Raw genomic sequence first — 24,738 nt, forward strand, 5'->3', positions numbered from 1 at the left:
GCTGCTGTCTGGCTATTTACTGTTTATCAGCCGGCTCTGCCGGCGTTATCCTGGTGACCAGCAGCTGGTCAATTTTATAGCTGTCGATATCAACCACCTCAAATTTGTAGCCACTGTGCAGTACAAAGTCAGTACGTTTAGGGATTTTACGCAGCGTGTACATCATAAAACCGGCAATGGTTTCGTAGTTTTCTGCATCCGGAAAACTATTAATATCCAGTACCCGCATAACATCCTGTAGCGGCGTCAGGCCTTCAACCAACCAGGAATTGGTATCCCGGGCGACTATTTGCTCTTCTTCAGAACTTACCAACTCGCCCATCACGATGCTCATGACATCTTTTAAGGTAATAATGCCCACCACCAGTGCGTATTCGTTCATGATAATGGCAAAATCAACACCGGCCGATTTAAAGTGTTCCAGCACTTCGTATAATGACAGCGTATCCGGAATAATCAGCGGAGCCCGCACTATACCTTCTTTTTTCAGTGATATTGGCTGGTCATGCAACACCTGTAGCAATATATCGCGGGTATCGACATAGCCGATAACTTTATCCAGTACACCATCAACCACCAGAAACTTCGCATGCGGATGTTCGGCCAGCTTCGACTTAATATTGTCCTGCGACTCATTCAGAGTGAAAAATATCAGGCTTTCCCGCGCCGTCATGGCCGATGTTACAGTGCGTGACTCCATATCAAATACGTTTTCCAGCAACTGATGTTCGTGTTCCTGCAGCACGCCGGCCTGGGCCCCTGCTTCCATCATGGCAATGATATCTTCCGGTGTAATATCATCCTTGCGCATAGTTGGCACTTTAAACAAACTAAAGCAGACATTTGCCAGGCCGTTAAACAGCCAGACAAAGGGCTTAAGAAAGGTGATCAGAAACAACATCGGCGTAACCACTTTAAGCGCTATGGTCTCCGGCGCTATCATTGCCAGACGCTTGGGCATCAGATCAGCAAACAGAATAAACAGTGAGGTAACAAAAAATACCGATATGGCAAAGGCAACCGACGGCAGCCAACTGCCAGTAAAAAATAATTCCAGCAAAGCGCTGAAATAAGGCGTAAATGCCGATTCCCCTAAAATACCGCCTAAAATAGCCACCGCATTTAAACCAATTTGCACCACGGTGAAAAAATTGCCCGGGTGCTCCTGCAGCGCCAGTACTTTTTCTGCATTGGCGACACCTTCTGACGCCAGCAAACGTAAACGCATCTTGCGTGATGCGGCCAGCGCTATCTCTGACACTGAAAAAAACGCACTGGCGCTGACCAGTAACAACATCAGTAATATATATTCCAGCGTAGTCATAACGGCTCCGGACCGGTTAGCTGTTGCAAAGCAAATTTATACCTGGCCAGTATAGCGCTGTTAAGCAAATAAAAACGCTAAGCTGCTGAAAATATTCATGGGAATTTTTTACGCCAGCTACTGCCAGTTTAAATTACTGCAGCTATACTTCAGCGGAAACTAAAGCAAACCCGTGGAGGGGTTATGAAAAAACTGTTAGTTCCTGTAGTGGCGCTGCTGCTGGCTATGCCGGCGCTGGCTAACGATCAATTAGCTGGCAGCATGTGTGGTTATATCAAAGATGATAACCGTAATCAGCTGCGTAAAATGCTAACTGACAATAAGCTTAACGTGCGCAATATTTATGACAGCATTAAATGTAATAACGAAAACATGCTGCAATTTGCTATCCGCAGCGACGCCTATGAATCAGGCACCTTTATCGTTAAGCAAATGCCGGCAAAAACCCTGGCAGAATTTGACTATCCGGCCTGGGCAGCCAGCAACGGTTTTGAAGCCTCTCCTCTGGTTAATGAAATCCGCGCGCGTATAGGCCAATAACCCGACTTGCTGTAGCAGCTTAGGTGGTGCTACAGCAATATCAACTTTTCATTTGATACATATCAAGCCGACAGACTGCACCTACTGTACATTTAATGTCCTGACATCTGAATTGACGGAGGTACAGCATGAGTACAGTACTAAACGTGATACTGGCCGGTGGTGCTGGCAAACGATTGGCTCCGTTAACACTAAAACAGGCTAAACCGGCACTGAACTTTGTGCACCGCCGGCGTATTATCGATTTTGTACTGAGTAATTTGTGGCATTCCGGTTTTCATCATTTGCTGGTACTAACCCAATATCAGCCTCAGGCTTTACACAGCCATCTGCAGCGCCACTGGCAGGCGCGCTTTAAACAATATGGTAGCCTGCAGTGTTGTCAGGCACCGGCGGCATTAAATATTGGCACTGCAGGTGCGGTCGCACGCGAGCTCAGTATCATCCGCGATTATCAACCGGCGCATATTGCCGTACTCAGCGCAGATCATATTTATAAAATGGACTACCGTCAGATGCTGCAGTGTCACCAACAACAGCAGGCAGATGTCACCATAGCGGCTGTTGCAGTGCCTGTAGAGCAAGCCCGCCATTTTGGGGTTTTTATTGTCGATGCTGAGCAGCGCATTGTGGGCTTCATTGAAAAACCGCAGGCCAACGTACCTCAAATACCGCAGCGGCCCGGTTTTGCCTTAGTGTCTATGGGTAACTACCTGTTTCGCTCAGCGGTGCTGCAACAAGCCTTGGGCAATATAGCCGCCGGCCAGCACATTGATTTTGCTCGCCATATACTACCGCACCTTATTAGCAGCGGCCGTGCCTGCGTCTATGATTTTGGCAGCAATGTTCTACCAGGCGAACAGAGCCTGCCCCACTACTGGCGCGATGTTGGCACCCTAAACAGTTATTTTGCCAGTCGGTTAGATGTACTTAGCCATCCGGACTGGCTGCAGGGCGATAACCAACTGTGGCCGATCCTGGGGCGGCGCAGTTGTACTGAGCGCCTGGGCCAGGCAAGCTCGGCATTGTTGCGCAAACACAGCGGCGGCTGGCTTAGCGCTATTACGCCCTTAGCGCCGGCCCGCCATCAGCATGCGTTGTACTGTTAGCAAGCTACAGCAGCGCAAAAGCCAATGCCAGGCTACGCCCGCTAAGTAGCAGACTAACCAGCAACACCAGCGCGCCCAGCACATTTTGCCGGCGGTTATTTTTATAGGCTCCCAGTACCTTATGGTTCATGGCTAACAATAAACAAATACACATCAGCGGTAGTAAAATACCATTGGCCACCTGGGCAAACCAAATTACGTTTAATGGCCGGATCCCCAACGATGACAGCAGCACACCTATGCAAATAATGGCCAGCCAGGTTAAGCGAAACAGCGGTTGTTTAAGATCCAGCGGCTTTCCCATAATCCCCGTCAATGCATAGGCCGCGGCCAACGGCGCGGTAATGGCTGAGGATAAACCGGCCGCCATCAGCCCAACAGCCAGACTCCAGGTTGCAGCGGTACCAAAAAGCGGTGTTAAGCTTTGCGCCAGTTGCGACACATTGTCCAGTTGCTGGCCGCTGCCAAAAAATGCTATCGCGGCTGTCGACACTATGGCAATAGAAATCAGGCCACCAAGCGGAATGGCGACAGCGATATCGGCACGCGACGCCGCCAGCGCAGAACGGGTATCAATATCGGCCTGCGGCCATTTTTGCGCCGCACTGGCTGCATGCAAGAACAAGGAATATGGCACCACTGTAGTGCCAATCAGCGCAACCACCGTCAGCATAGCGCCAGCGGGGATCTGTGGCCAAAACGCACCCTTAACTAAAGCCAATATATCCGGCCTGGTTAAAATCATCGTGGCGATAAACGCCAGGCTCATTAGCAACACCAGTCCAATCAGGCATCGCTCAATCCATTTATAGCGGCCAAACCACAGCACGGTGGCGGCAAGCAAGCCCAGTACTAAAGGCCAAAACTTAATGCCAGTGCTGGAATACCAGTGCTGAATAAAAGTTACCCCGGAAAAAATAGCCTCTGCGCCCAGCGCCGCACCGCTGATATTGCCGGCCTGGTAGGCGCTGTTACCAACCACAATAGCCGCCACTACCAACAATAAAAGCGGCCAGCGCAATAGCGGTGCGCTGACCAGTGTACGCAGATTTTCGCCCAGCCCGCGCCCGGTCACAATACCCAGCCTGGCAGCCATTTCCTGCAGCACCATAGTGGCAAACACCGAAAACAGCAGCGCCCATACCAGTGCATAGCCGTAATTAGCACCAGCCAATGATGCGGTAATCACAGTACCGGGGCCAATAAAGGCAGCAGTAACCAGGGTTGCAGGACCAAAACGGAAGGATTTTGTTGTCATCAGAAATAGTTAACAGGAAAGCATGGCGCTACCTTAGCACAAGGCAGCGCCAGCTGATCAAGCAGGAGTTACAATAAACCTTCTTTCGTATCCAAATGTTCGCGCCGGTGTTGCTCGGCAATTTCTTCTGCCAGTTGCTGCTTTGTGCGTGTTTCACCAATACGCCGCTCGGTCAGCCAGAAGAAAAACAGCGGTACAAAAAACACCGCTAAGAAGGTTGCCGCCATCATACCGCCCATTACACCGGTACCTACGCTGTGACGGGCGCCTGCGCCGGCACCACTGCTTAACGCCAGTGGCACTACACCCAGGATAAACGCCAGTGACGTCATTATAATTGGCCTAAACCGCAGCCGCGCCGCTTCTAATGCCGCCGTGCCGGTGCTCCAGCCCTGCTGCGTTTTCATCAGTGCATATTCGACAATCAAAATAGCATTTTTAGCCGCCAAACCTAATAAGGTCACCAGACCAATCTGGAAATACACATCATTGGTTAATCCGGCTATCCACACGGCCACCAAAGCGCCGAAGATACCAAACGGCATGGCCAGCAATACTGATAACGGCAATGACCATTTTTCGTACAACGCCGCCAGAATTAAAAATACCATCACCACTGCCATGCCCAGCGCCAGCCCGGTTGTGCCGCCACTACGTTTTTCCTGAAAGGCACTGCCGGTCCAGTCATAGCTGATATCCGGTGGCAACACTGTATTGGCCAGCCGTTCTATTTCTGCGATGGCCTGGCCGGAACTGTAGCCCGCTGCGGCATTACCTAACAGCTTAACCGCCGGCAAGTTGTTGTAGCGCTCCATATTGTCCGGACCCGAGCTGTACTCAATATTAGCCAGCGCCGACATTGGGATCATGTCACCGCTGCTGTTTTTCACATAAATATGATTAATGTCTTCCGGTTTCATCCGGTACTGTGCATCGGCTGACATCAATACCTGCCAGGCCCGGCCATATTTATTAAAGTCGTTTACATAATAAGTACCCAGGGTACCGGCTAAGGTATTAAAGGCATCATTTACCGGCACGCCAAGGGCGCGGGCCCGTTCACGGTCCAAATCGACTTTAAGCTGCGGTGTATTAGGCCGCCATAAGGTTTGTACACCGGCTAAAATCGGGCTTTGTGCTGCCGCCCCCTGCATAATGCCCATAGCCTCAGCCAGTTGTTCCGGCCCGCCATCACCGCGATTTTGCAGATAGAACTCAAAACCACCTGTGTTACCCAAACCAAAAATTGGTGGTGGGTTAAATGCCAGCACCAGGGCTTCATTTATAGTGGCGGTTTTCATAAACAGCTCGTTTACCAGATCACTGGCACTCACGTCGCGCTCGCTCCAGTCTTGCTGGGTAACAAATATTGTTGCGGCGCTATTTTTGTAACCGCCACCAATAAAGTCAAAACCGGAGAAACTGACGATATCTTTATTAGCCGGATTTGAGCGAATGGCAGCAATAACCTGCTCTGTCACTTGTTGTGTGCGCTGCAAAGAAGCACCATCCGGTAAAAAGATTGCGGCAATATAAAAGCCCTGATCTTCATCCGGCACCAGTGAGCCCGGCGTCGCGCGCCATAAACCAGCAGTGATAAAGATCATACCGCCAACCAGCAATAAGGCCAGCAAGCCACGGCGCAGGAAAAAGCCTACCGTTGCCACATATTTACCGGTAATGCGCTGGAAAAAGCCATTAAACCAGAGGAAAAACCGCGCCGTTTGTTTATGCTCGTGACGCAAAATAGCAACGCACAGCGCCGGTGTCATCACCAAAGCCACGACACCGGATAAGCTCACTGCAATCGAGATGGTTACCGCAAACTGGCGGAACAATTCACCGGTTAAACCGCCCAAAAAGGCGATAGGTACAAAGACCGCGCACAATACCATGACAATGGCCACCACAGGGCCGGATACTTCCTGCATCGCCTTGATGGCCGCATCACGCGCCGATAAATGCTCCTCATGCATAATACGTTCGACGTTTTCCAGCACCACTATGGCGTCGTCTACTACGATACCGATAGATAACACCATGCCAAACAAGGTCAGGGTATTAATGGAATAGCCCAGCATATATAAACCGGCGAAGGTACCCAGTAAAGATATCGGCACCGCCAGGATCGGAATTAACGTAGCACGCCAGTTTTGTAAAAACAGATACACCACTAAAAACACCAGCAACATAGCTTCGGCCAGCGTTTTTACTACCTCGCGGATAGAAACTTCAACAAAGCGCGTAGTGTCATAAGGTGTCGCCTGATCCAGACCGGCAGGAAAACGCTGTTTAAGTTCTGCCACAGTGGCATTAACTTCAGCTGCAACATCCAGCGCATTGGCGCCCGGCTGCAGGAAAATACCCACCAGCGTTGCCGACTGGCCGTTGTACTGGCCTAAAAAGTCGTAATCGCGCGAGCCCAGTTCTACCCGGGCAATGTCTTTTAACCGCAGTGTGCTGCCATCGGCATTAGCGCGGATAATGACATTTTCAAACTCTTCCACCGTGGAAAACCGGCCTTGTGCGGTCACGGTATACACCAGTTCCTGCGCTTCAGCAGTGGTTGGAGTGGCACCTATTTTACCGGCAGCAAACTGAGCATTTTGCTCACTTAAGGCGGCGGCAATTTCCGGCACTGTCACTTTAAGCTGGCTCATCTGATCAGGTTTTAACCAAATGCGCATCGCATAATCTTTAGCACCAAAAATCTGCACATTAGTGGTGCCAGGAATGCGTTTTAACCTGTCCAGTACGTTTAATGTCACGTAGTTTGAGGTCCATAGGTCATCCCGGCTGCCATCAGGTGAATAAAACGCCAGTACCTGCAAAAAGCTCGACGAGCCCTTCTCTACCGTAATGCCCTGGCGGCGTACTTCTTCCGGCAGTCTGGCCTCGACCTTGCTGACACGGTTATTCACGTTAACCGCAGCCTGGTCAATATCTGTACCTATTTCAAAAGTTATAAAAATGGTAGTCATGCCAGAACTGGTTGACGTAGATGACATATACATCATGCCTTCAACGCCGGTAATGGCGTTTTCCAGCGGCGCGGCTACCGTTTGTTCCAGTACTTCTGAAGACGCGCCGGGATACATCGCCATCACCTGCACAACTGGCGGTGCTATTTCCGGGTACTGCGCTACCGGCAGGCTGCGCATCGCGGCTAAACCGGCCAGACAAATAAAGATACCTATCACAAAAGCAAAGATTGGCCTGTCAATAAAATAACGAGAAAACATACGCTTATCCTTGCCTGTTAGCTTTTAGTTGCCGGGTCCTGCGCCACTTGCACCGGCATACCGGGGAAGAAAATACGCGCCATGCCCTCAACAATTACTGTGTCACCAGCTTTCAGGCCGGATTTAATCACCCAGCCGTTCGCCCCATTTAACTTAACCCAGTCGCCCACTTCTACCGGTGCTGGCAGCGCTACTTTGCCGCCTTGCTCACCGTCTGCCAGCAGGTAAACAAATTTACCTGTGCCACCATCTAATACTGCTTTTTGCGGCACTACTATGGCGTTGTGACGCACTGCACCTTCAAGTTCAATGCGGACAAACTGGCCCGGGCGCAGTAAGGCATCCGGATTGGCAATTTCTGCTTTCATTTCGCTGGTACCAGTGGCGGGGTCAATCCGCACGTCGGCAAAATCGACAACGCCGGTCTGGTTATAGGCAGAGCCGTCGGCCAAAAGCAGTTTAACCTGCCATTGTGCCGGCAACTCGACGCTGCCGTTTTGTGCCTCGGCCCGCAGCTGCAGCTGGTCGCGCTCTGCTACCGAAAAGCGTACGTACATCGGGTCTAATTGCGTTACCTGCGTCAGTAACATATCCGGACCTGACACCAGAGTGCCTTCAGAAACACGCTCGCGGCTAACTATGCCACTAATGGGCGAGCGCACGCCGGTGTAACTAAGCTGCAGCTCAGACTGTTGTAGAATCGCCTGTGCTGTTTTTACATCGGCTTTAGCGACATCCAGTGCCGATAGCGCATCGTCATAACTTTGCTGTGAAACTGCGCCATCTTTGCGCAGTTGCTCCAGGCGTTTTAACGTGCGTTCAGCCTGGGCCTGACGCGCCTGCGCAGCCGCCAGCTCCGCTTTGTTACGGTTAGCCGTGGCCTGATAAGTAGCGGCATCCAGACTAAACAGCAGTTGGCCTTCAGCAACGCGGGACCCTTCGGTAAACAAGCGTTTTTCCAGAATGCCGGAAACCCGGGCGCGAATTTCAACCTCGCGTGAACCTGCAAGTAAAGCCGGGCTTTGCAACAATAACGGTACGCTTTGTGGTTGCACAGAGATAACATTTACCAGAGCGGGTGGCATAGCACCGGCGCCTTCTGCAGCCGCTGAAGGATCAGAACAGCCAACTAACAGGGCTACAGGTAAAAGCAGCATTGCCGTCAAGGCAGTACGGGGAAAGACAGACGTTCTTGTCATAAAGGCACCTATATGCAAACCGGTTAGTGCGCCGGCATACAGGTGGCCGGTAGCAGAATTCACGGCAGAGTTAAGCTAAAAAATCGGGGTAAAACCATTGAACCGCAGTAAAATAGCATATTTTTTACCGATCGGGATGAAATATATCTTAAGATTTGTAAAAAAGCGTCAAATGATAATGCCGGCCTGCACCGGCATTGTTGCGGTCTGCTATCCTGCTGCGGTTACTGCTTGCCGAGCCTGTTGTTCCAGCTCGGCTTTCAGTGCCGGCGCCAGTTTTAACTGTTGCGCCAGTTCGGTTAAATAGGCTTTCTCCATAAAGCTTTGCTCATCTGCTACCAGGATACTGGCCAGGTACATTTCAGCTGCCAGCTCCGCTGTGGTGGCGCTTTTGGCTATATCAGCCGGGTCCAGCGGCTTTTTCAGTTCGGCATCAAACCACTGCAGCAGCGCACCATCGGACGTTAACCGGGCCACTTCATTGTCAATCAGTTCACGCTCACGATCATCAATATGACCATCGGCTTTAGCCGCACCGATAATGGCCCGAAGCACACCATAGCAGTGCTGTTCGGCCTGAGGTGCCGGCAAGCGATCCAGCGTTTGCGGCTGAGCTTGCGTTACCGCACTGCCCTGTTGTTGCTGCCAGTTACTGTAAGCTTTATAAGCCACTACACCCAATGCGGCCAGGCCTCCGTAGGTAAGAATTTTGCCGCCCATTTTGCGGCCTTTTTTACTGCCCAGCAGTAAACCCAGAGCACCGCCGCCCAAAGCGGCGCCGGTTTTACCGGATAACAGTCCGCCCAAGCCAGCACTGCCAGATGCAGACTGCGTCGTTGCTTTACCTGACAACATCTCAGATCCCTGCCTAAATAACTGATCTAACAAACCTTTGGTGTTCATTAACCTGCCTCTGTATTTTTACGTTGATTGTCTGACCTTAACATCAGCAAAAAATTCCAGCCAGACATCAACTGTTACAAAGGGTGATTTTATCCACTAGCGGCAATGTGCTTTACTTGGTGTCGATGCAACACCACCACAACAAGGAATTCTTATGTTTACACCACGTTACTTGCTGCTGGCATCTGCGTTGGCCAGCGGTGCCGCCTTTGCCAGCGACGGCACCCGCTTGCTGCGCCAGCCGGATATCTCCGCCACGCATTTAGCCTTTGTTTACGGCGGCGATATCTGGCTTAGCGATAAAGACGGCAAAAATCCACGCCAGTTAAGCACGCATCCGGCCAGTGAATTTGCGCCAAAATTTTCCCCCGACGGCAACTGGATTGCCTTTTCAGCTGCCTACGATAACAACACTGATGTTTATATCATGCCTGTTAGCGGCGGTAGCCCCAGCAGGCTGACTTTTCACCCGGGCGCCGATACGGTAAATGGCTGGAGCCCTGATGGTAAAAGCGTAGTATTTGCCTCCAACCGTGAAATCGCCAACAGCCGCAGCAATCAGTTATATCAAGTCAGTGTTAATGGTGGTTACCCGGAAAAGTTAATGCAGGCTGTCGCCTTTGAAGGTGATTTAAGCCGAGACGGCAAAAAACTGGCGTACCGGCCGAATAATATGGCGCACAGCGGTGCCAGTGGCTGGCGTTTGCATCGTGGCGGTATGACACCACCGGTGTGGATCATCGATTTGGAAAAACAACAGCTGGAGAAAATCCCCCACCCTAATGCCAATGAATTTAACCCGTTTTGGCTCGGCGATACGGTGTATTTTCTCTCCGACCGCGATAACAGCGCGGTAAATCTGTTTCGCTACCGCAATAAACAGGTGGAACAGCTAACCCGGCATACTGACTGGGATTTGCGCAGTGCTGCCGGTCATGGCAACAACATAGTGTACGAAGCCGGTGGTTTTTTGCATCAGTTTGATATCAGTACTGGCCAGAGCACACCGCTGAGCATTGACATTAACACCACGTCGGCGCAAAAAAGACCGCAATGGAAAGATGCCAGCAAAACCCTGACCAGAGCCCGAATATCCAGCAGCGGCCAACGTTTGGTCGTATCAGCCCGAGGTGAAGTCTTTACCGTACCGGTAAAAGATGGCAGCACCCGCAACCTGACACTCAGCAGCGGCGTGCGCGAATTTGACGGTCTGTGGAGCCCGGATGGCAGCACAGTGGCCTATATCTCCGATAAAGGCAATAAGCACCAGTTGGTGCTGGAAAACCAGGATGGGTTAACCGAGCCGGAAGTATTTACACTATCCGACAGTGGCTATTTTAATCTGCTTAGCTTCTCGCCTGACGGCAAGTTGCTTGCTTATCACGACAACCACTTAAACCTGTATGCCTTTAACCTTAAAACCAAACGCAGCCAAAAGCTGGACAGCTCGCAGCGGCGTGATGATTTTAGTGTGTCATTCTCGCCCGACAGCCGCTATCTGGCTTATACCGTGTCGGGTGCCAATTATTTTAGCCAGATTAAGCTGTTTGATTTTAATGCCAATAAAACCACACAGATCACTGACGGTATGAGCCATGCCGGCGACCCTGTATTTACCCAGGACTATCTGTATTTTACTGCCTCAGTCAACACCGGTCCGTCACAGGTAGGACTGGATTTATCCACCCGCGAACGCCCGGTGCGCAAAGCGATTTACGCCTATGTGCTGGCAAGCGACGGTCAGTCGCCGCTACTGCCGAAAAGCGGTGATGAACCCACAGTAAAAGCTGAGGATAAAGCCGCGAAAAAAGATAAAGATGAGGATAAAGCAGCGATAAAAGCCGTAAAAATTGATCTTTCCGGGTTACAAAACCGCATTATTGCGCTGCCACTGGCTGAACGTAACTACGACAGTTTAAGTGTGGCCGATGACGGCGCGCTGTTTTATGTTGAACGCAGCCAGCCCGGCAGCAGTAACGAGCCACCGGCGCAGCAAAGTGACAACGACGGCAGCTTATACCGTTTTGACTTTGAAGAGAAAAAAGCCGAACTGGTGAAAGACAACATCGCCACCTATCAGCTAAGCCAGGATGGCAAGAAACTGTTACTGCACAGCATGCCCAATACCCTGCAGGTAGGCGATGCCAAGGCCAAGCCGGAAGCCAAAGCCGTTAGTTTGGCTGACGTACGCGCCTTTGTCGATCCGGCGCAGGAATGGCAGCAAATTTTTAACGACGCCTGGCGTATGCAAAAAGAGTATTTTTATGATGCCAATATGCACGGCATAAACTGGCAGGCTATTTACACCAAGTACCAGCCAATGCTCAGGCACGTGCAGCGCCGCGAAGACTTAAACGACGTCTTAGTTGACATGATTGCCGAACTGCAAGTGGGCCACAACCGTATAGGTGGCGGCGATGTACATAAGGAAAGCAGCAGTAAAGTGGGCCTGCTGGGCGCCGATTTTGCTATCAGCAACGGTAAATATCAGTTTAAAACGGTGTATCAGGGCGATCGCTGGAGTCCTTTTTTACAGGCCCCGTTAAATGTACCGGGCGCCAGTGCCAAAGCCGGTGACTACCTGCTGGCCATCAATGGCCGCGAGCTCAACGCTGACACTAACCTGTTTGCTCTGTTAGATAATACCCTGGGTACCCAGCTCGTGCTGAGTATTGCCGACAACGCCAAAGGCGTTAACCGGCGTAATGTTACCGTCGAGCCAATAGCCAACGAAAATCAGTTAAGGCTATGGCACTGGGTTGAGCAAAACCGGCAGTTGGTGGCAGACAAAACTGACGGCAAAGTCGCTTATGTTTACCTGCCCAATACCGCCGATGGTGGCTTTTACTTCTTTAACCGCATGTTTTTTGCCCAAACCGACAAGCCGGCAATCATTATTGACGAACGGCGCAACGGCGGTGGCCAGGCAGCAAACTACATTACCGAGATTCTTGGCCGACCGTTTTTATCCGGCTGGAAAGATCGTGATGGTTTAGTATTCACCACGCCTGGCGCCGGTATTTACGGCCCGAAAACCATGCTAATCGATCAGGATGCCGGCTCTGGCGGTGACTTTTTACCCTGGTCGTTTAAACGTTTGGCTCTGGGCAAAACCATTGGTACCCGCACCTGGGGTGGCTTAATTGGTATTTCGGCCAATCCGGCAATGATAGACGGTGGTTTTCATGTGGTGCCGTTCTTCCGCTTTTATACACCGGACGGTGAATGGCGGGTAGAAAACGAAGGCGTCAGCCCGGATATAGAAGTAGAACTGGATCCGATAGCGGTAAACCAAGGCATCGATGTGCAGCTGGAACGCGCCATTGCGCATACGCTGGCAGAGCTGAAAGCCAAGCCACCACAAGATCACAGCAAAGCCCCGGCCATGCCGAAAAAGCTCGGCTTATAACTTATTAACGTTAAATAAAAAACCGCTGGCAATCAGCGGTTTTTTCTTCAGCTTTGTATTGCTAGTCACGGCTTTTTGCCAGCACCCGTGACTCAATCTTATAAAGATTTTGCTGAAAAAATGATATTAAGCAAAATTATTGAAAAAGGAACACACTCTGCGATTGACCTAATGGTTGACAATAAATACACTCAATATTGACATTTACCGTCTACAAGGATGTTTAATGCGTCTTGCAATTGCGCTTATGGTATTCACTTGCGTTAGCAACAAGCTGAGCGCCGCCAATACTATTCAGTATGCTAACAATAAAGTGTTCCTGGCAGATGGTACAACTATTCCTTACGAACCTGGTAAAGACCAGCTGATAGTGCTCAACCACAGCAATAGCAATAAAGTTCAGGTGCAGTATCTGCAAAAAGGGCTGCAACGAGTTATTGTCGAGTTGACTGATGCAGCGCTGCTGCCTCATATGCAAGCCTTTAAACAAAAACACACAGCCCTGGCTAAGCCTGGTTTAGCAGCTTCCAGGCACCAGCTTGAAACAACTGCCGAGTTGGCCCGTTACAACAATACATTGTTACAACAACAAGACCGTCTTTTGTCAATGGTGCGTAATCTGGCACCAGATACCCGCTTACATCAACGTCATAGCAAGTTATTAAATGCACTGGTTATTGATGTAAACGAACAACATCTCGATACGCTTCGGCGTATGCCAAATGTGGCCAGAGTGTCCAGGCAACAGCGGGTATACAAAACGTTGTCCGACTCTGTGCCGCTGGTAAAGGCGCCAGCCGTTTGGGCGATGTCAGATCAACACAAGCAAAGTGTAAACGGCATAGGAATTGATGTCGCAGTGCTGGATACCGGTATTGATTATACCCATCCGGCACTGGGTGGCTGCCTGGGCCAGGGTTGCAAAGTGGTGGCCGGCTACGACTTTCATAATCAGGATAGCGATCCGATGGACGGCGATGGCCACGGTACCCATGTCGCTGGCATTATTGCCGCCGAGAGCGAAACATACAGTGGCGTGGCCCCCAAGGTTAATTTGCACGCTTATAAGGTGCTATCCGATGAAGGCTGGGGCAATGACACGGCTATTATCGCGGCGTTAGAATATGCTGCAGATCCGGATGGAGACCCAAGCACCGATGATGCCGTCGATGTGATCAATATGAGCCTGGGCGGCGGCGGTGATGCTGATGATCCGCTTAGCCGGGCGACCAACGCCGCGGTTGAAACCGGTATTATTGTTGTGGTTGCAGCCGGTAATGCTAGTAACTTTGGTGATATTGCCGCAAGTTCGCCTGCCTCTGCCGCTAAGGCAATTACGGTAGCCTCCACCACTAAAACCGATCAGCTGTCTGATTTCAGCTCTAAAAGCGAATCGATTGCCGGTGCCGGCTTAAAGCCCGAACTTGCCGCCCCCGGTAGCGATATCATTGCACCTTACCTTTCACATGATACGGCGTCGTTAAGCGGAACCAGCATGGCCAGCCCGCATGTTGCAGGTGCCGCCGCACTGTTACGTCAACTCTATCCGCAGGCCAGTGTAGCCGATATTCGCGGCATGCTAATGGCCAGCAGTGTTGATTTGGGCCTGCTACCCTATGAGCAGGGCGCCGGCCGGCTGGATATTACCGCCGCCACCAAGGTCAGTTTTTATGCCGACAAGGGCATACTGGCGTTTGGCAATATAGATAACAGCCTGAGCCAATGGCAAAGCAGCTTACCACTAACACTGCAAAACCTGACAGCAGAAGATATTGCTATAACGTTGGCCTTAAGTGAGGATATTGCCTCAACTATGCCGGCAAATGTGCAAATTAGCTGGCCGCAACAAGACTATGTCATTCCGGCCAACGCCAGCCTAAGCATCGATGTTAGCTTAACCGTAAGCGATGCCCAGTCTTTGCCTTACCCTGATAATGGCGCTTACGCCTTTGTTGATCGTATAGTTATCAGCTCTGCCCAACAGTCCTTAACCGTACCGGTGACGTTTGATAAGGCAACTGAGCTTACGATTAAGATGGATAACGAGGTGGCGGGCAATTTGGTGTTGCACTCGGATGACAATACGTTTCAACGAAATTTCTATATGGAGCCGGCCAGTTCTCGCACCATTAAAGTGCCACAAAAAGCCCTTAATGCTAAGGTTCTGTTTGAGGCGCATTTCCCCATTTTCTACCCACAGTTTAATTTGCCAGACAACGTCGCAATTCATTCTTTTGACCTAAGGCGAATTAACCCGACAACAAATACCGCTATTGAGTTTCAACTTAGCGATATTGATACCCTCGTCGGCTTTGACGAGTTATTAGATGCCAATGGTGACAAAGCTGATACAGATGATGTCGCACTTAATTTTTTGTCTTACGGCAATTTTTATTACGGCGACAATCAACATTACGGTTTTTTTGCTGGCGGCTATGAACGGCCACCTTTGTTGGGAATATCCAGCAGACATAGTTTTATTTATGCCGACATTGGCACATCAGGTGTTATACCAGCGGCAAGCGCGACTGAGCCTCCAACCATTCTGCTATTGCAACGTAAAATCGAGCAACCTGCGGCAGGGTTGGATTTGTTTAGCCCGAGCCTTGCACAGCTACGTAACTTTACTGTTTGGCTTCCTGAACAGCAGACAACCGATGTCAGGACCGTAAGTTACAGTCTGCACGCTCTATCGGGAAATAGCATAAGTAGTAGAATAAACACCAATTTCGCTTTCGCCAATATCGCGGTAATTCCGGAATTGGCAACTCAGAGTAGTTTTGATGTCGGTGTGGTGAAAGATGAGGTGCCCTGGCTCGACTATCAGGCAAGATCAGAGCAGTTAACACCGCTAGAAACAAAAGGTATTAATGCCAAACAGTTTTATGGGCCAGGTCAAATTACTTACCCGGGCGATATCATAGATTTTCGCCGTGCTGGCAGCTATTTTAGTGGAACGTTTTACTCATCAGACAGCGGCATACAGTTTAATATTGGCATGTCTATGTCGTTTGTATCCTTTGTCGCCGATATTAACCTGAACCGCTTCGGCCACGGTGCGACAAATCTGCAGTTAAGCTGGTTTTGTGATGGTGAGTTACAGCAGCAATACCCTATCTATCCAACGCAAGCTGAAGCCATCCCAATACCTGAGCTGTCGTGCGACTTAGCTACGCTTGAACTTGGTTTTAACAGCTGGCTGCATGGAATACCTTATTGGTCGTGGTTAACGCTTAATGAAGTTGACATTACCAATTTTTCTGTTCAGGCAATAAACAATATTAGTGTTTTCGAAGCAGAGCAGAGCGTCAGCGACCAGATAGTTAACCAGCTTAATGCCCGTATAGAAATACACCTTCCCTACCACGCAGCTAATCTGAATCTGAAGGCTGAGTTAAAACTTGGTAACGGCGAGTTTATGCAGCTGACGCCAATACCCGAGCTTAACAACGCTGACTATGCCATCTTTGCCTTGCCAATGGTTGCCGGCGAGCATGTCGCCTCTATCAGGCTGACATATGGATATAGGAGTCACATCACGCAAACTCTTAATGGCCTATTCTTGCTAGGTGCCGATGCCGGAGAGGCTGATGTCGACGGCGATGGCACACCAAATAGTGAAGATGCCGACAATGACAATGATGGTGTAAACGATACCGACGACGCCTTTCCTTATGATGCGACCGAATGGCTGGATACCGATGGCGATGGTATTGGCAATAACGCTGATACCGATGATGATAACGATGGTGTTGCTGATACGCAGGATGCGTTTCCATTAGACGCCACAGAATGGCAGGATAACGACGGCGATGACATCGGCAACAACGCTGATCCTGATGATGATAACGATGGCGTCGCTGATACGCAGGATGCCTTTCCGTTATATGCCGCAGAATGGCTGGATAACGACGGCGATGGTATCGGCAATAACGCCGATACTGATGATGATAACGATGGTGTCGCGGATACGCAGGATGCCTTCCCATTAGATGCCACTGAATGGCTGGATACCGACGGCGATGGTGTCGGCAATAACGCCGATACCGATGATGATAACGACGGCGTAGCCGATACGCAGGATGCCTTCCCGCTGGATCCCAGTCGCAGTGCCTTGCCGACGCCACCGGCTAAAGCTAAAGATTCAGGCGGCGGTAGTCTCTCGCTGTTTTGGCTGTTATTGCTAACGCTGTTGCCAGCCATACGCCAGCAAAAACGCAACTCCGTTAAGCAGATCTAAACACTAGCGCCCGACTTCACTGCAATCATTTTGCAGTGCTTCGGGCCATTGGCTTCTTCGGCAACTTAGCTTTGCTATCTGCATTTATAACACCTTTAGCGGCTAGCCCCAGCAATCTGCGAAACTTGGGGCACTGCAGATGGCTTGGTGCAGAGCAAACTGCAGCATGGCGCAGGCCAACACGCATTGCGCTTAGCTGCGTAATGGTTTTGTCCAGTTCATCTGCTTTACTCAGCAGTAGCGTGCGATCTATATCCGGCGGGCCTTTTTCACCTAACATCGGCGCTATTTCATCCAGGGTAAAGCCAGCGGCACGGCCCAGCGCAATCAGTGCCAGTCGCTCTAATACATTGTCATGAAACACCCGGCGGATGCCCTGACGGCCAATCGAGCGGATTAAACCTTTTTCTTCATAGTAGCGTAAAGCTGACGCCGGCACGCCCGAGCGTTTGGCTACTTCGGCAATATCCATTACCACCCCTTGACTTAAAGTGAACTTGAAGTTGTACGCTAGCATCAGTGTCAACTTCACACAAGCCAGGAGAGCTAAATGAATCAACTTCTTTCAATCGTAATCATTGGCATCGGCGCTACAGCGCTAATGGATGTATGGACTGTGCTGCGTAAAGCACTGTTCGGGGTAGCGCCGGCCAACTATGGCATGGTTGGCCGCTGGCTGCTGCATATGACTAAGGGCCAGTTCCGTCACGACGCCATTGCTACAGCGCCAGCTATGCCCTTCGAGCATAGTGTTGGCTGGATTGCCCACTATTTAATTGGCATTGCCTTTGCCGGCTTATTAATTGCTGTGTGCGGCGAAACCTGGCTGCATAACCCGGCACTGCTACCAGCACTGGCTGTTGGCATAGTTACTGTTGCTGCGCCTTTTTTGCTGATGCAACCGGGTATGGGGGCAGGTATCGCTGCCAGTCGCACACCGCATCCGCCAACCGCCCGGCTGCACAGCCTGATCACCCACGCGGTTTTTGGCCTGGGCTTATATGCATCAGGCTGGCTGGTTAAGCTGTTGTCGATACTCTGAAGCCAAATCGCTGTCGTCTGGACAACAAATTTTAGGTTATCAGCCTGTTACAGATCTGAGCCACGCGCTGGCCTAAGTAGCGCGCCGTGAGTAAATCGGTTTCGTGTAGCACTCCGTCAGCAGATTGGGCGATAAGGCCGGACTGCGCACCCAACCGGTTAAGGCCGGCGCTGTTGTGGTTGCCGGCAATATTCAACCCTGCCCATAGCATGCCGTGCTGATTGGCCAGAATTTGCAAGTACTGCAAGGTATGCAGCTGATCGCCACTAAAATTGCTGCCGATGGTAAAGCCGGCAGCAATTTTATTAGCCCAGAGCTGACTCTCCCATCGTTCACTTGTCGCATCAGCAAAGGCTTTAAACTGCGCTGACACTGAGCCCATATAAGTAGGAGAGCCAAAAACTATTGCATCAGCGCTGTCTAGTTGCGCCAGCAGTTTGTGATTACAAAAGCGCCCGGCGTTAATATCAGCGCCGGTAATTTCGGCCTGTATTACAGTAACGTCAGGCATAGCAGCAACACCGGCCGCCAGCGCCATAGCCAGTTGCCTGGTAGTGCCACCGGCAGAATGAAACACCACTGCGATATTTTTCACCTAACAGCCCTAATCATTTATTATTCAATAACTTATATTGATGACCAGCCGCCATTAGGCGGCTTTGGTCTGGACAATATGCTGCTGCAGCGTTAACGCCGCTTGTTGCAGTTGTAAAAACAGCGAGCTGTCTTTTACCTGCTGATGCTGTGCATCAAACACCTGATGAAAATTAGGCACCGACACTGTAGCGCTTAGCTCTGCCCCCATATAAGGCGCCGCTTGCACTGCTGCCTGCAGCACACTTTTGGCACCACCCGGCCCGGGTGCGGCGGCTAAAAATAAGGCCGGTTTATGCTGAAAAATGCGCCGCTCACTGCGCGAAGCCCAGTCGTACAAATTTTTAAATGCTGCAGTAAAGCTGCCGTTATGCTCAGCAAAGGACACGATAAGGCCATCAGCCCTGGCGATTTGCTGTAAAAATGCCGTTACCAGGGCTGGCTTGCCCAGCTCAGCTTCGCGCCGCTCGCTGTAGATCGGCAGTTCGTAGTCATCAATATTTAATGTCACCACCTGCGCCTGTGGCAGCAACCGCGCCACGCTCAGCGCCAGTTGCTGATTAATAGACTGCGGGTTATTGCTGGCAGCAAAAGCAAGTACTCTCATAACACCTCCTTGCGGGCTTTTTCCAGGTTTAAGTTACGCTCGGCTGGCAGATCACTTAAATACTCGACAAACTCCACTTCAAAGCCTGCCGGATCAACAAAGTAGATATTTTTACGGTAAGGGTCTTCTGCACCGGGCTTGGCAATGGCATACCCCGCATCCTGCAACCTTGCGATAACCGCATCCAGGTTGTTAGTTACATAAGCAAAATGGGCAAAACCAACACTGTGTCCGGCCAGGTCACGGTTTTCACCTTCGCCATGATCGCTCAGCGCCAGATAATGATAATCGTCACCAAAATGCAGCCATTTACGTGGCTTGCCATACCAACTGCCGTGGCCTTCATCGCGGATACGCCAGTGCGGAAAAACAGCGCGGTAAAAATGCAGCATGGCATCAATGTCGGCCACTACCAGGTTTACATGTTCCAGATACATAGTTGTCTCCTTGCAATTAACTTGGCAGCAGGTTAAAACCTCAACTAAAGTTGAGGTAAAGTGTTTTTTTCAAAAAAATCGCAGAAAAATTAAGGAGCTTAAAATGACAGACGCAAACTGGAGTGTCGGCCGTGTAGCAAAACGCTGTGGGATCAACGTCAGCACACTGCATTTTTACGAGCAAAAAGGCCTGATTAAAAGCTGGCGTAATGACGGCAATCAACGCCGCTACAAGCCGGAAGTACTGCGGCGGATAGCCGTAATTAAAGCCGCACAAAAAGTGGGCATTAGCCTGGAAGAGGTTAAACAGGCTTTTTTATCTTTGCCGGATAACCGCACACCAACACAGGAAGACTGGCAGCTGTTATCTAAAAATTGGCACACTATGCTTGATGCACGCATTGCCTATATGCAAAAGCTACGGGATTACCTGACCGGCTGTATCGGCTGCGGCTGCCTGAGTATGGTCAAATGCCCGCTGTATAACCCGGAAGATCGGATGGCCGCTGAAGGCACCGGCGCTGTGATCCTGGATAACGAAGAAAAGCGGGTATTAGCCGGTGAAACACCGGACTAGCACCGGGCAACTGCAAACTAAAAAAAGAACAGCTGTGCGCTTAAAATAATCAGAGATAAATTTAAGCTTAATTTTTTTATACATATATTCATGAATTTAGCAAAATCACATAGCAAGCTCTGATAGTTTAACTGGCCTTACCAGATATTTTAGTGTACAACTGTACGCCGAAATACCAGGCAAAGCTGCGAGCTAATTTACTGTGAAGATGTTTTTACGCCGTCTGTGGCGCAATTTTTGTTTAATGCTGGGCAACCAGCACTCGTTAACGCTATATTTTTTGCCCTTGCTACAGCGGCTTTGGCCAGGCTTTTTGCCCGGTCAGTACCGCGCCCACCTGCTGACTAAACAGTGGCAAACAGCTGATATGCTGCAGTTAACCTTTAAGGTATCCGGCCGTTGGCCCGGCTTTATAGCGGGCCAGCATCTGCTTCTGACCATTCACCACAATGGCCGCTGTAGCAGCCGGCCTTTCAGTATTTGCTCGCCTGTCAGCCTGTGGCAAAGCCGACGGCAAATACAGCTGTGCTGTAAAATTAACCACGCCGGCGAAATTACCCCTTTGCTACAACAATTACAGAGCGGTGCTGTGGTAAATATCAGTGCGGCGCAGGGTAATTTTTACTGGCAGCAACCGGCAACACCAGCGGTGTTTGTTGCCGCCGGCTCCGGCATTACGCCCATTGCAGCTATGTTGCTAAGCCAACGCCACTGGTTGGCAGCGGTCACTTTGTATTACAGGGTACGGGGTACAGAAAACGCCGCCTTGCTGTCAGAGCTGCAGCAGTTGGCCGCCAGACAGCCATTGTTTACATTAGCGCTGTCAGACAGTCGTACTGAGCCGGCAGAAACACTGCAACAACAGCTGTGTACTGATAGCTGCAACAAGCAATTTTATTTGTGTGGCCCGGCAGCCTTTATGCAGCAACTACGCCTGGCACTAAGCCAGAGCGGCGTCAAACCGGCGAGTATCCGGCACGAGCAATTTGGTCTAACCATGCCGACAGCGTCAGAACCCGCTAGTGCAACAAAGCAATTGACGGCCAGCTTTATCCGCGCCGGCATCAGCACCGAGGTAACACTTAGCACGCAACACAGCCTACTGCAAAACGCCGAGCAACAAGGCTTAGCACCGCGCTTTGGCTGTCGTATCGGCGTGTGTTTTCAATGTGTCTGCGACAAGGTATCCGGCCAGGTGCGTGATATCCGCAGCGGTGCGCTAAGCGGGCTTGGCGCCGAGCAAATTCAGCTCTGTGTCAGCCAACCGGTAACCGCATTAGTGATTAAGCTGTAACAGGACTTATGATGAAACTTTCCACTGAACAATTTACCGCGCTGCAGCAGGAGCTGGACAGCATAAAACAGCAGGTGCAGGCACAATTGGGTGAGGCCGATGCACGCTATATCCGCCGCGTATTACTGCTGCAGCGCTTAAGCGCGATCAGCGGGCGCATTTTGCTGGTATTGGGTTTTATTACCCCCTGGCTTTGGCTTGCCGGTGTGTTGCTGTTGGCGCTGGCGAAGATACTCGACAACATGGAAATTGGCCACAATGTGCTGCATGGCCAGTATGACTGGATGAATGATCCGGTGTTACATTCCAAACGCTTTGAGTGGGATATTGCCTGTGATGCAGCCAGCTGGCAACGTACGCATAATTTTGAACACCACACTTACACCAATATTATAGGCTTGGACCGCGATTTCGGTTATGGCCTGCTGCGCTTAAGTAACGATTTTCGCTGGCGTCTGCGTAACCTGTGGCAAGGCGGCACTTACCTGCTACTTAGCATGTTATTTCAATGGGGCGTGTCCTATCACGAACTGGCCGCGCAGCGGGTATTTTTTGGCAAAAAGAAAGCCGATCGCCATACACAGGTAAGCGATAGCGAGCTGAAACGGGCATTTTTTGGCAAGGGCGCTCGCCAATTGATTAAAGACTACCTGTTTTTTCCACTGATTGCCGGGCCTATGTGGTTGTGGGTGCTAGGCGGTAATCTGCTGGCCAATTTATTGCGCAATGTATGGACATCGACAGTGATTTTTTGCGGCCACTTTACCAAAGAGGTATACGCCTTCAGGCCAGAAGATTGCGAAAACGAAAGCCGTGGCCAGTGGTATTACCGCCAAATGCTGGGTTCATCTAACTTTACCGGCCCTACCTGGCTGCATATTTTAACCGGCCATTTAAGCTGCCAGATAGAGCATCATCTGTTTCCTGACATTCCGGCGCGGCACTATCCGGCTATGGCCAGGCAGGTGCAGGCTATTGCGGCTAAATACGGCATCCCCTACAACAGCGGCAGTTTTGTGCGCCAGTACAGTACAGTGTTTTGGCGTATTATGCGCTATTCGCTGCCCGGTGGTAACCGCGCTACTGCGCCTGGCCAGTTGCAGCAAATCGGGCCGGTATAACACCGGCCATGACGGCGCAGCGCCGGCTATGGTATAACAGGGCAAAACGCTAACTCACGTCGGACCCTATTATGCTATTTCGTGCTATTTTCGTCGCTATGGCGGCGCTGCTGTTATCTCATCAGGCTGAGGCCACAAGTGCCAGCGAACAGCTACAACAGCTGTTGGACGAGCACTGGCAGCACGCCAACCAGGAACAGATATTTTTTCGCAAAGACCCCGATACCTTTCGCATGAATGGCCCGCTGCCGGATGTATCGGCAAAAGGGCGCGAACGGCGGCAAGCCTTTAACCAAAAAATGCTGCAACAAGCGGCAAAAATAACATTAAGCCAGCTAACTGCGGCAGAGCAAGTGACCTTACGGCTATTTAACTACGAGCGTGAAGCCGAAGCGAAAAGCTACCTGCAGTTCGACCATTTGTTCCCAATGCAGGCGTACGCCGGCTATCACAGCTATTTTGCCGGCGCAGTTGATAATATGTCGTTTTTAACAACAGCTGACTACGACAATTACCTGATCAGCCTGGCCGACTTTACGCGCTATAACCAGCAGCATATCGACAACCTGAAACAAGCCATTGCCAAGGGATATACCCACTATTGCGCCAGTTTTGCCGGTTACGATAAAACCATTAGCAAACATATCGTCGACGATGTCACCGACAGCGTTTTTTATGCGCCGCTGGCGCAGCAACCCGCCCGGTTTAGTGACAAGCAGCGCCAGCATTATTTAACTGCCGGCAGCAAACTGATTACTGACACAATATTTCCCGGGTATAAAAAGCTACATCGCTTTTTTACTGACGAATATATGCCGGCCTGTCGCAATGTTGTTGGCATCGCTGAGTTAGAAGACGGCGCGGCCTATTATCAGTACCTGATAAATTTTTACACCACCACCAATATGACGCCAGAACAGATCCATCAGTTAGGACTGGACGAAGTAAAACGTATTCGCAACCAGATGGACAATATTATTCAAAAGCTACAATTTAACGGCGACTTCGCAGCTTTTGTCCGCTTTTTACGCACAGATCCGCAGTTTTACGCCAGTAACTCTCAGCAACTACTGGAAAAGGCCAGTTTTATCAGCCGTAAAATGGCCGGCCAACTGCCCAAATGGTTTAGTACCCTGCCCCGCGGCACCTTTGATATTAAAGCCAGCCCCAATGGCGGCGCTTATTATGTTGCATCCGACGGCAGTGGCACCACATCCGGCACCTACTTTATCGGCGCCAATGATGTACGTAGCGAACCGCTATATAACCTTGAAGCCCTGACCTTTCATGAAGCCGAGCCGGGACATCACCTGCAAAGTGCACTGGCACAGGAAATGGATATGGCGGAGTTCCGTAAAACCTTGTATCACAGCGCTTACGGCGAGGGCTGGGGTTTGTATGCCGAAAGTCTGGGTAAAGAAATGGGCTTTTATCAGGACCCTTACAGCGACTTTGGCCGCTTAACCTATGAAGCCTGGCGTGCCTGCCGTTTAGTGGTTGATACCGGTATGCATGCTATGGGCTGGAGCCGCCAGCAAGCGATTGACTATCTGGCCGCCAATACTGCGCTGACTATGGCGGAAGTAACAGCGCAAATAGACCGTTACATAACCTGGCCGGCACAGGCGTTATCCTACAAAATTGGTGAAATTAAGATCCGCCAGTTGCGCCAACAGGCCGAACAACAACTGGGCGCTAAATTTGATATCCGCGCCTTTCACGACCACATTTTAAGCTCTGGCAGCCTGCCGCTGGATTTACTGCAAAAGCTGACACTAGAGTGGATTGCAAGCCAACGATAAAGCGGAAATGCCGCTCAGGCTAACTGAGCGGCTTTGCCAG

At 50.7% G+C, this 24,738-nt stretch carries 18 protein-coding genes; 9 read left to right on the top strand and 9 right to left on the bottom strand.

All coding sequences use genetic code 11. The annotated features are described in order from the left end of the window. Positions 1-16: 16 nt before the first annotated feature. On the bottom strand, positions 17-1,324 hold the full coding sequence (gene paeA / locus MN202_RS00465) for a polyamine export protein PaeA (RefSeq protein ID WP_335734114.1): 1,308 nt from the start codon (positions 1,322-1,324) through the stop codon (positions 17-19). Between the two features lie 183 nt (positions 1,325-1,507). Between paeA and MN202_RS00470 the strand changes: the two genes are divergently transcribed. Together MN202_RS00470 and MN202_RS00475 are read left to right on the top strand one after the other, a co-directional pair. Continuing rightward, positions 1,508-1,864, top strand: coding sequence for a DUF3718 domain-containing protein (locus MN202_RS00470; protein ID WP_335734115.1), 357 nt, complete (start codon positions 1,508-1,510; stop codon positions 1,862-1,864). 128 nt (positions 1,865-1,992) lie between these two features. Further along, positions 1,993-2,973, top strand: coding sequence for a sugar phosphate nucleotidyltransferase (locus MN202_RS00475; RefSeq protein ID WP_335734116.1), 981 nt, complete (start codon positions 1,993-1,995; stop codon positions 2,971-2,973). A gap of 4 nt (positions 2,974-2,977) precedes the next feature. On the opposite strand, the gene MN202_RS00480 is transcribed toward MN202_RS00475, so the two are convergent. From MN202_RS00480 to MN202_RS00495, 4 genes are all read right to left on the bottom strand, one after another. Continuing rightward, the gene (locus MN202_RS00480) at positions 2,978-4,231 is read right to left on the bottom strand and encodes an Nramp family divalent metal transporter (RefSeq protein WP_335734117.1); all 1,254 of its coding nucleotides are present in this window, start codon (positions 4,229-4,231) and stop codon (positions 2,978-2,980) included. A gap of 68 nt (positions 4,232-4,299) precedes the next feature. After that, positions 4,300-7,473, bottom strand: a complete 3,174-nt coding sequence (locus MN202_RS00485; RefSeq protein ID WP_335734118.1) for an efflux RND transporter permease subunit — start codon at positions 7,471-7,473, stop codon at positions 4,300-4,302. Between the two features lie 17 nt (positions 7,474-7,490). Continuing rightward, positions 7,491-8,672 carry an efflux RND transporter periplasmic adaptor subunit gene (locus tag MN202_RS00490; protein ID WP_335734119.1) on the bottom strand — a complete coding sequence of 394 codons (1,182 nt, stop codon included), beginning with the start codon at positions 8,670-8,672 and terminating at the stop codon, positions 7,491-7,493. A gap of 210 nt (positions 8,673-8,882) precedes the next feature. Beyond that, positions 8,883-9,575: a tellurite resistance TerB family protein gene (locus MN202_RS00495; RefSeq protein WP_335734120.1), complete on the bottom strand. Its 693-nt coding sequence runs from the start codon at positions 9,573-9,575 to the stop codon at positions 8,883-8,885. A 154-nt stretch (positions 9,576-9,729) separates the two neighbouring features. On the opposite strand from MN202_RS00495, the gene MN202_RS00500 reads away from it, so the two are divergent. Together MN202_RS00500 and MN202_RS00505 are read left to right on the top strand one after the other, a co-directional pair. After that, on the top strand, positions 9,730-12,984 hold the full coding sequence (locus MN202_RS00500; protein ID WP_335734121.1) for a S41 family peptidase: 3,255 nt from the start codon (positions 9,730-9,732) through the stop codon (positions 12,982-12,984). Between the two features lie 226 nt (positions 12,985-13,210). Beyond that, positions 13,211-17,224 carry a S8 family peptidase gene (locus MN202_RS00505; protein WP_335734122.1) on the top strand — a complete coding sequence of 1,338 codons (4,014 nt, stop codon included), beginning with the start codon at positions 13,211-13,213 and terminating at the stop codon, positions 17,222-17,224. A gap of 25 nt (positions 17,225-17,249) precedes the next feature. On the opposite strand, the gene MN202_RS00510 is transcribed toward MN202_RS00505, so the two are convergent. Further along, complete coding sequence (locus MN202_RS00510) at positions 17,250-17,696, bottom strand: helix-turn-helix domain-containing protein (protein WP_335734123.1); 447 nt, start codon at positions 17,694-17,696, stop codon at positions 17,250-17,252. A gap of 78 nt (positions 17,697-17,774) precedes the next feature. Between MN202_RS00510 and MN202_RS00515 the strand changes: the two genes are divergently transcribed. Beyond that, on the top strand, positions 17,775-18,266 hold the full coding sequence (locus MN202_RS00515) for a DUF2938 domain-containing protein (protein WP_335734124.1): 492 nt from the start codon (positions 17,775-17,777) through the stop codon (positions 18,264-18,266). A gap of 31 nt (positions 18,267-18,297) precedes the next feature. On the opposite strand, the gene MN202_RS00520 is transcribed toward MN202_RS00515, so the two are convergent. The 3 genes from MN202_RS00520 to MN202_RS00530 are packed head-to-tail and all read right to left on the bottom strand — an operon-like array spanning position 18,298 to position 19,904. Continuing rightward, entirely contained in the window at positions 18,298-18,861 is a 564-nt protein-coding gene (locus MN202_RS00520; protein WP_335734125.1) for a flavodoxin family protein, read from the bottom strand. Positions 18,862-18,915: 54 nt separating this feature from the next. Continuing rightward, entirely contained in the window at positions 18,916-19,467 is a 552-nt protein-coding gene (locus tag MN202_RS00525; protein WP_335734126.1) for an NADPH-dependent FMN reductase, read from the bottom strand. Continuing rightward, positions 19,464-19,904 carry a VOC family protein gene (locus tag MN202_RS00530; RefSeq protein WP_335734127.1) on the bottom strand — a complete coding sequence of 147 codons (441 nt, stop codon included), beginning with the start codon at positions 19,902-19,904 and terminating at the stop codon, positions 19,464-19,466. Before MN202_RS00530 ends, MN202_RS00525 begins: the two co-directional genes overlap by 4 nt. A 103-nt stretch (positions 19,905-20,007) precedes the next feature. Here MN202_RS00530 and soxR point away from each other — a divergent pair, with 103 nt between their 5' ends. From soxR to MN202_RS00550, 4 genes are all read left to right on the top strand, one after another. Further along, positions 20,008-20,481 (top strand): redox-sensitive transcriptional activator SoxR, encoded by a 474-nt coding sequence (gene soxR, locus MN202_RS00535; protein WP_335734128.1) that lies wholly within the window; start codon positions 20,008-20,010, stop codon positions 20,479-20,481. A gap of 208 nt (positions 20,482-20,689) precedes the next feature. Beyond that, positions 20,690-21,775 (top strand): flavin reductase family protein, encoded by a 1,086-nt coding sequence (locus tag MN202_RS00540; protein WP_335734437.1) that lies wholly within the window; start codon positions 20,690-20,692, stop codon positions 21,773-21,775. An 11-nt stretch (positions 21,776-21,786) separates the two neighbouring features. Then, positions 21,787-22,896, top strand: coding sequence for a fatty acid desaturase family protein (locus MN202_RS00545; protein WP_335734129.1), 1,110 nt, complete (start codon positions 21,787-21,789; stop codon positions 22,894-22,896). 71 nt (positions 22,897-22,967) lie between these two features. Next, on the top strand, positions 22,968-24,698 hold the full coding sequence (locus MN202_RS00550) for a DUF885 domain-containing protein (RefSeq protein WP_335734130.1): 1,731 nt from the start codon (positions 22,968-22,970) through the stop codon (positions 24,696-24,698). The last annotated feature ends 40 nt before the right edge of the window (positions 24,699-24,738 follow it).

Origin of the sequence: Rheinheimera muenzenbergensis, from assembly GCF_036984005.1 — a bacterium.
Lineage (GTDB): Bacteria > Pseudomonadota > Gammaproteobacteria > Enterobacterales > Alteromonadaceae > Alishewanella > Alishewanella muenzenbergensis.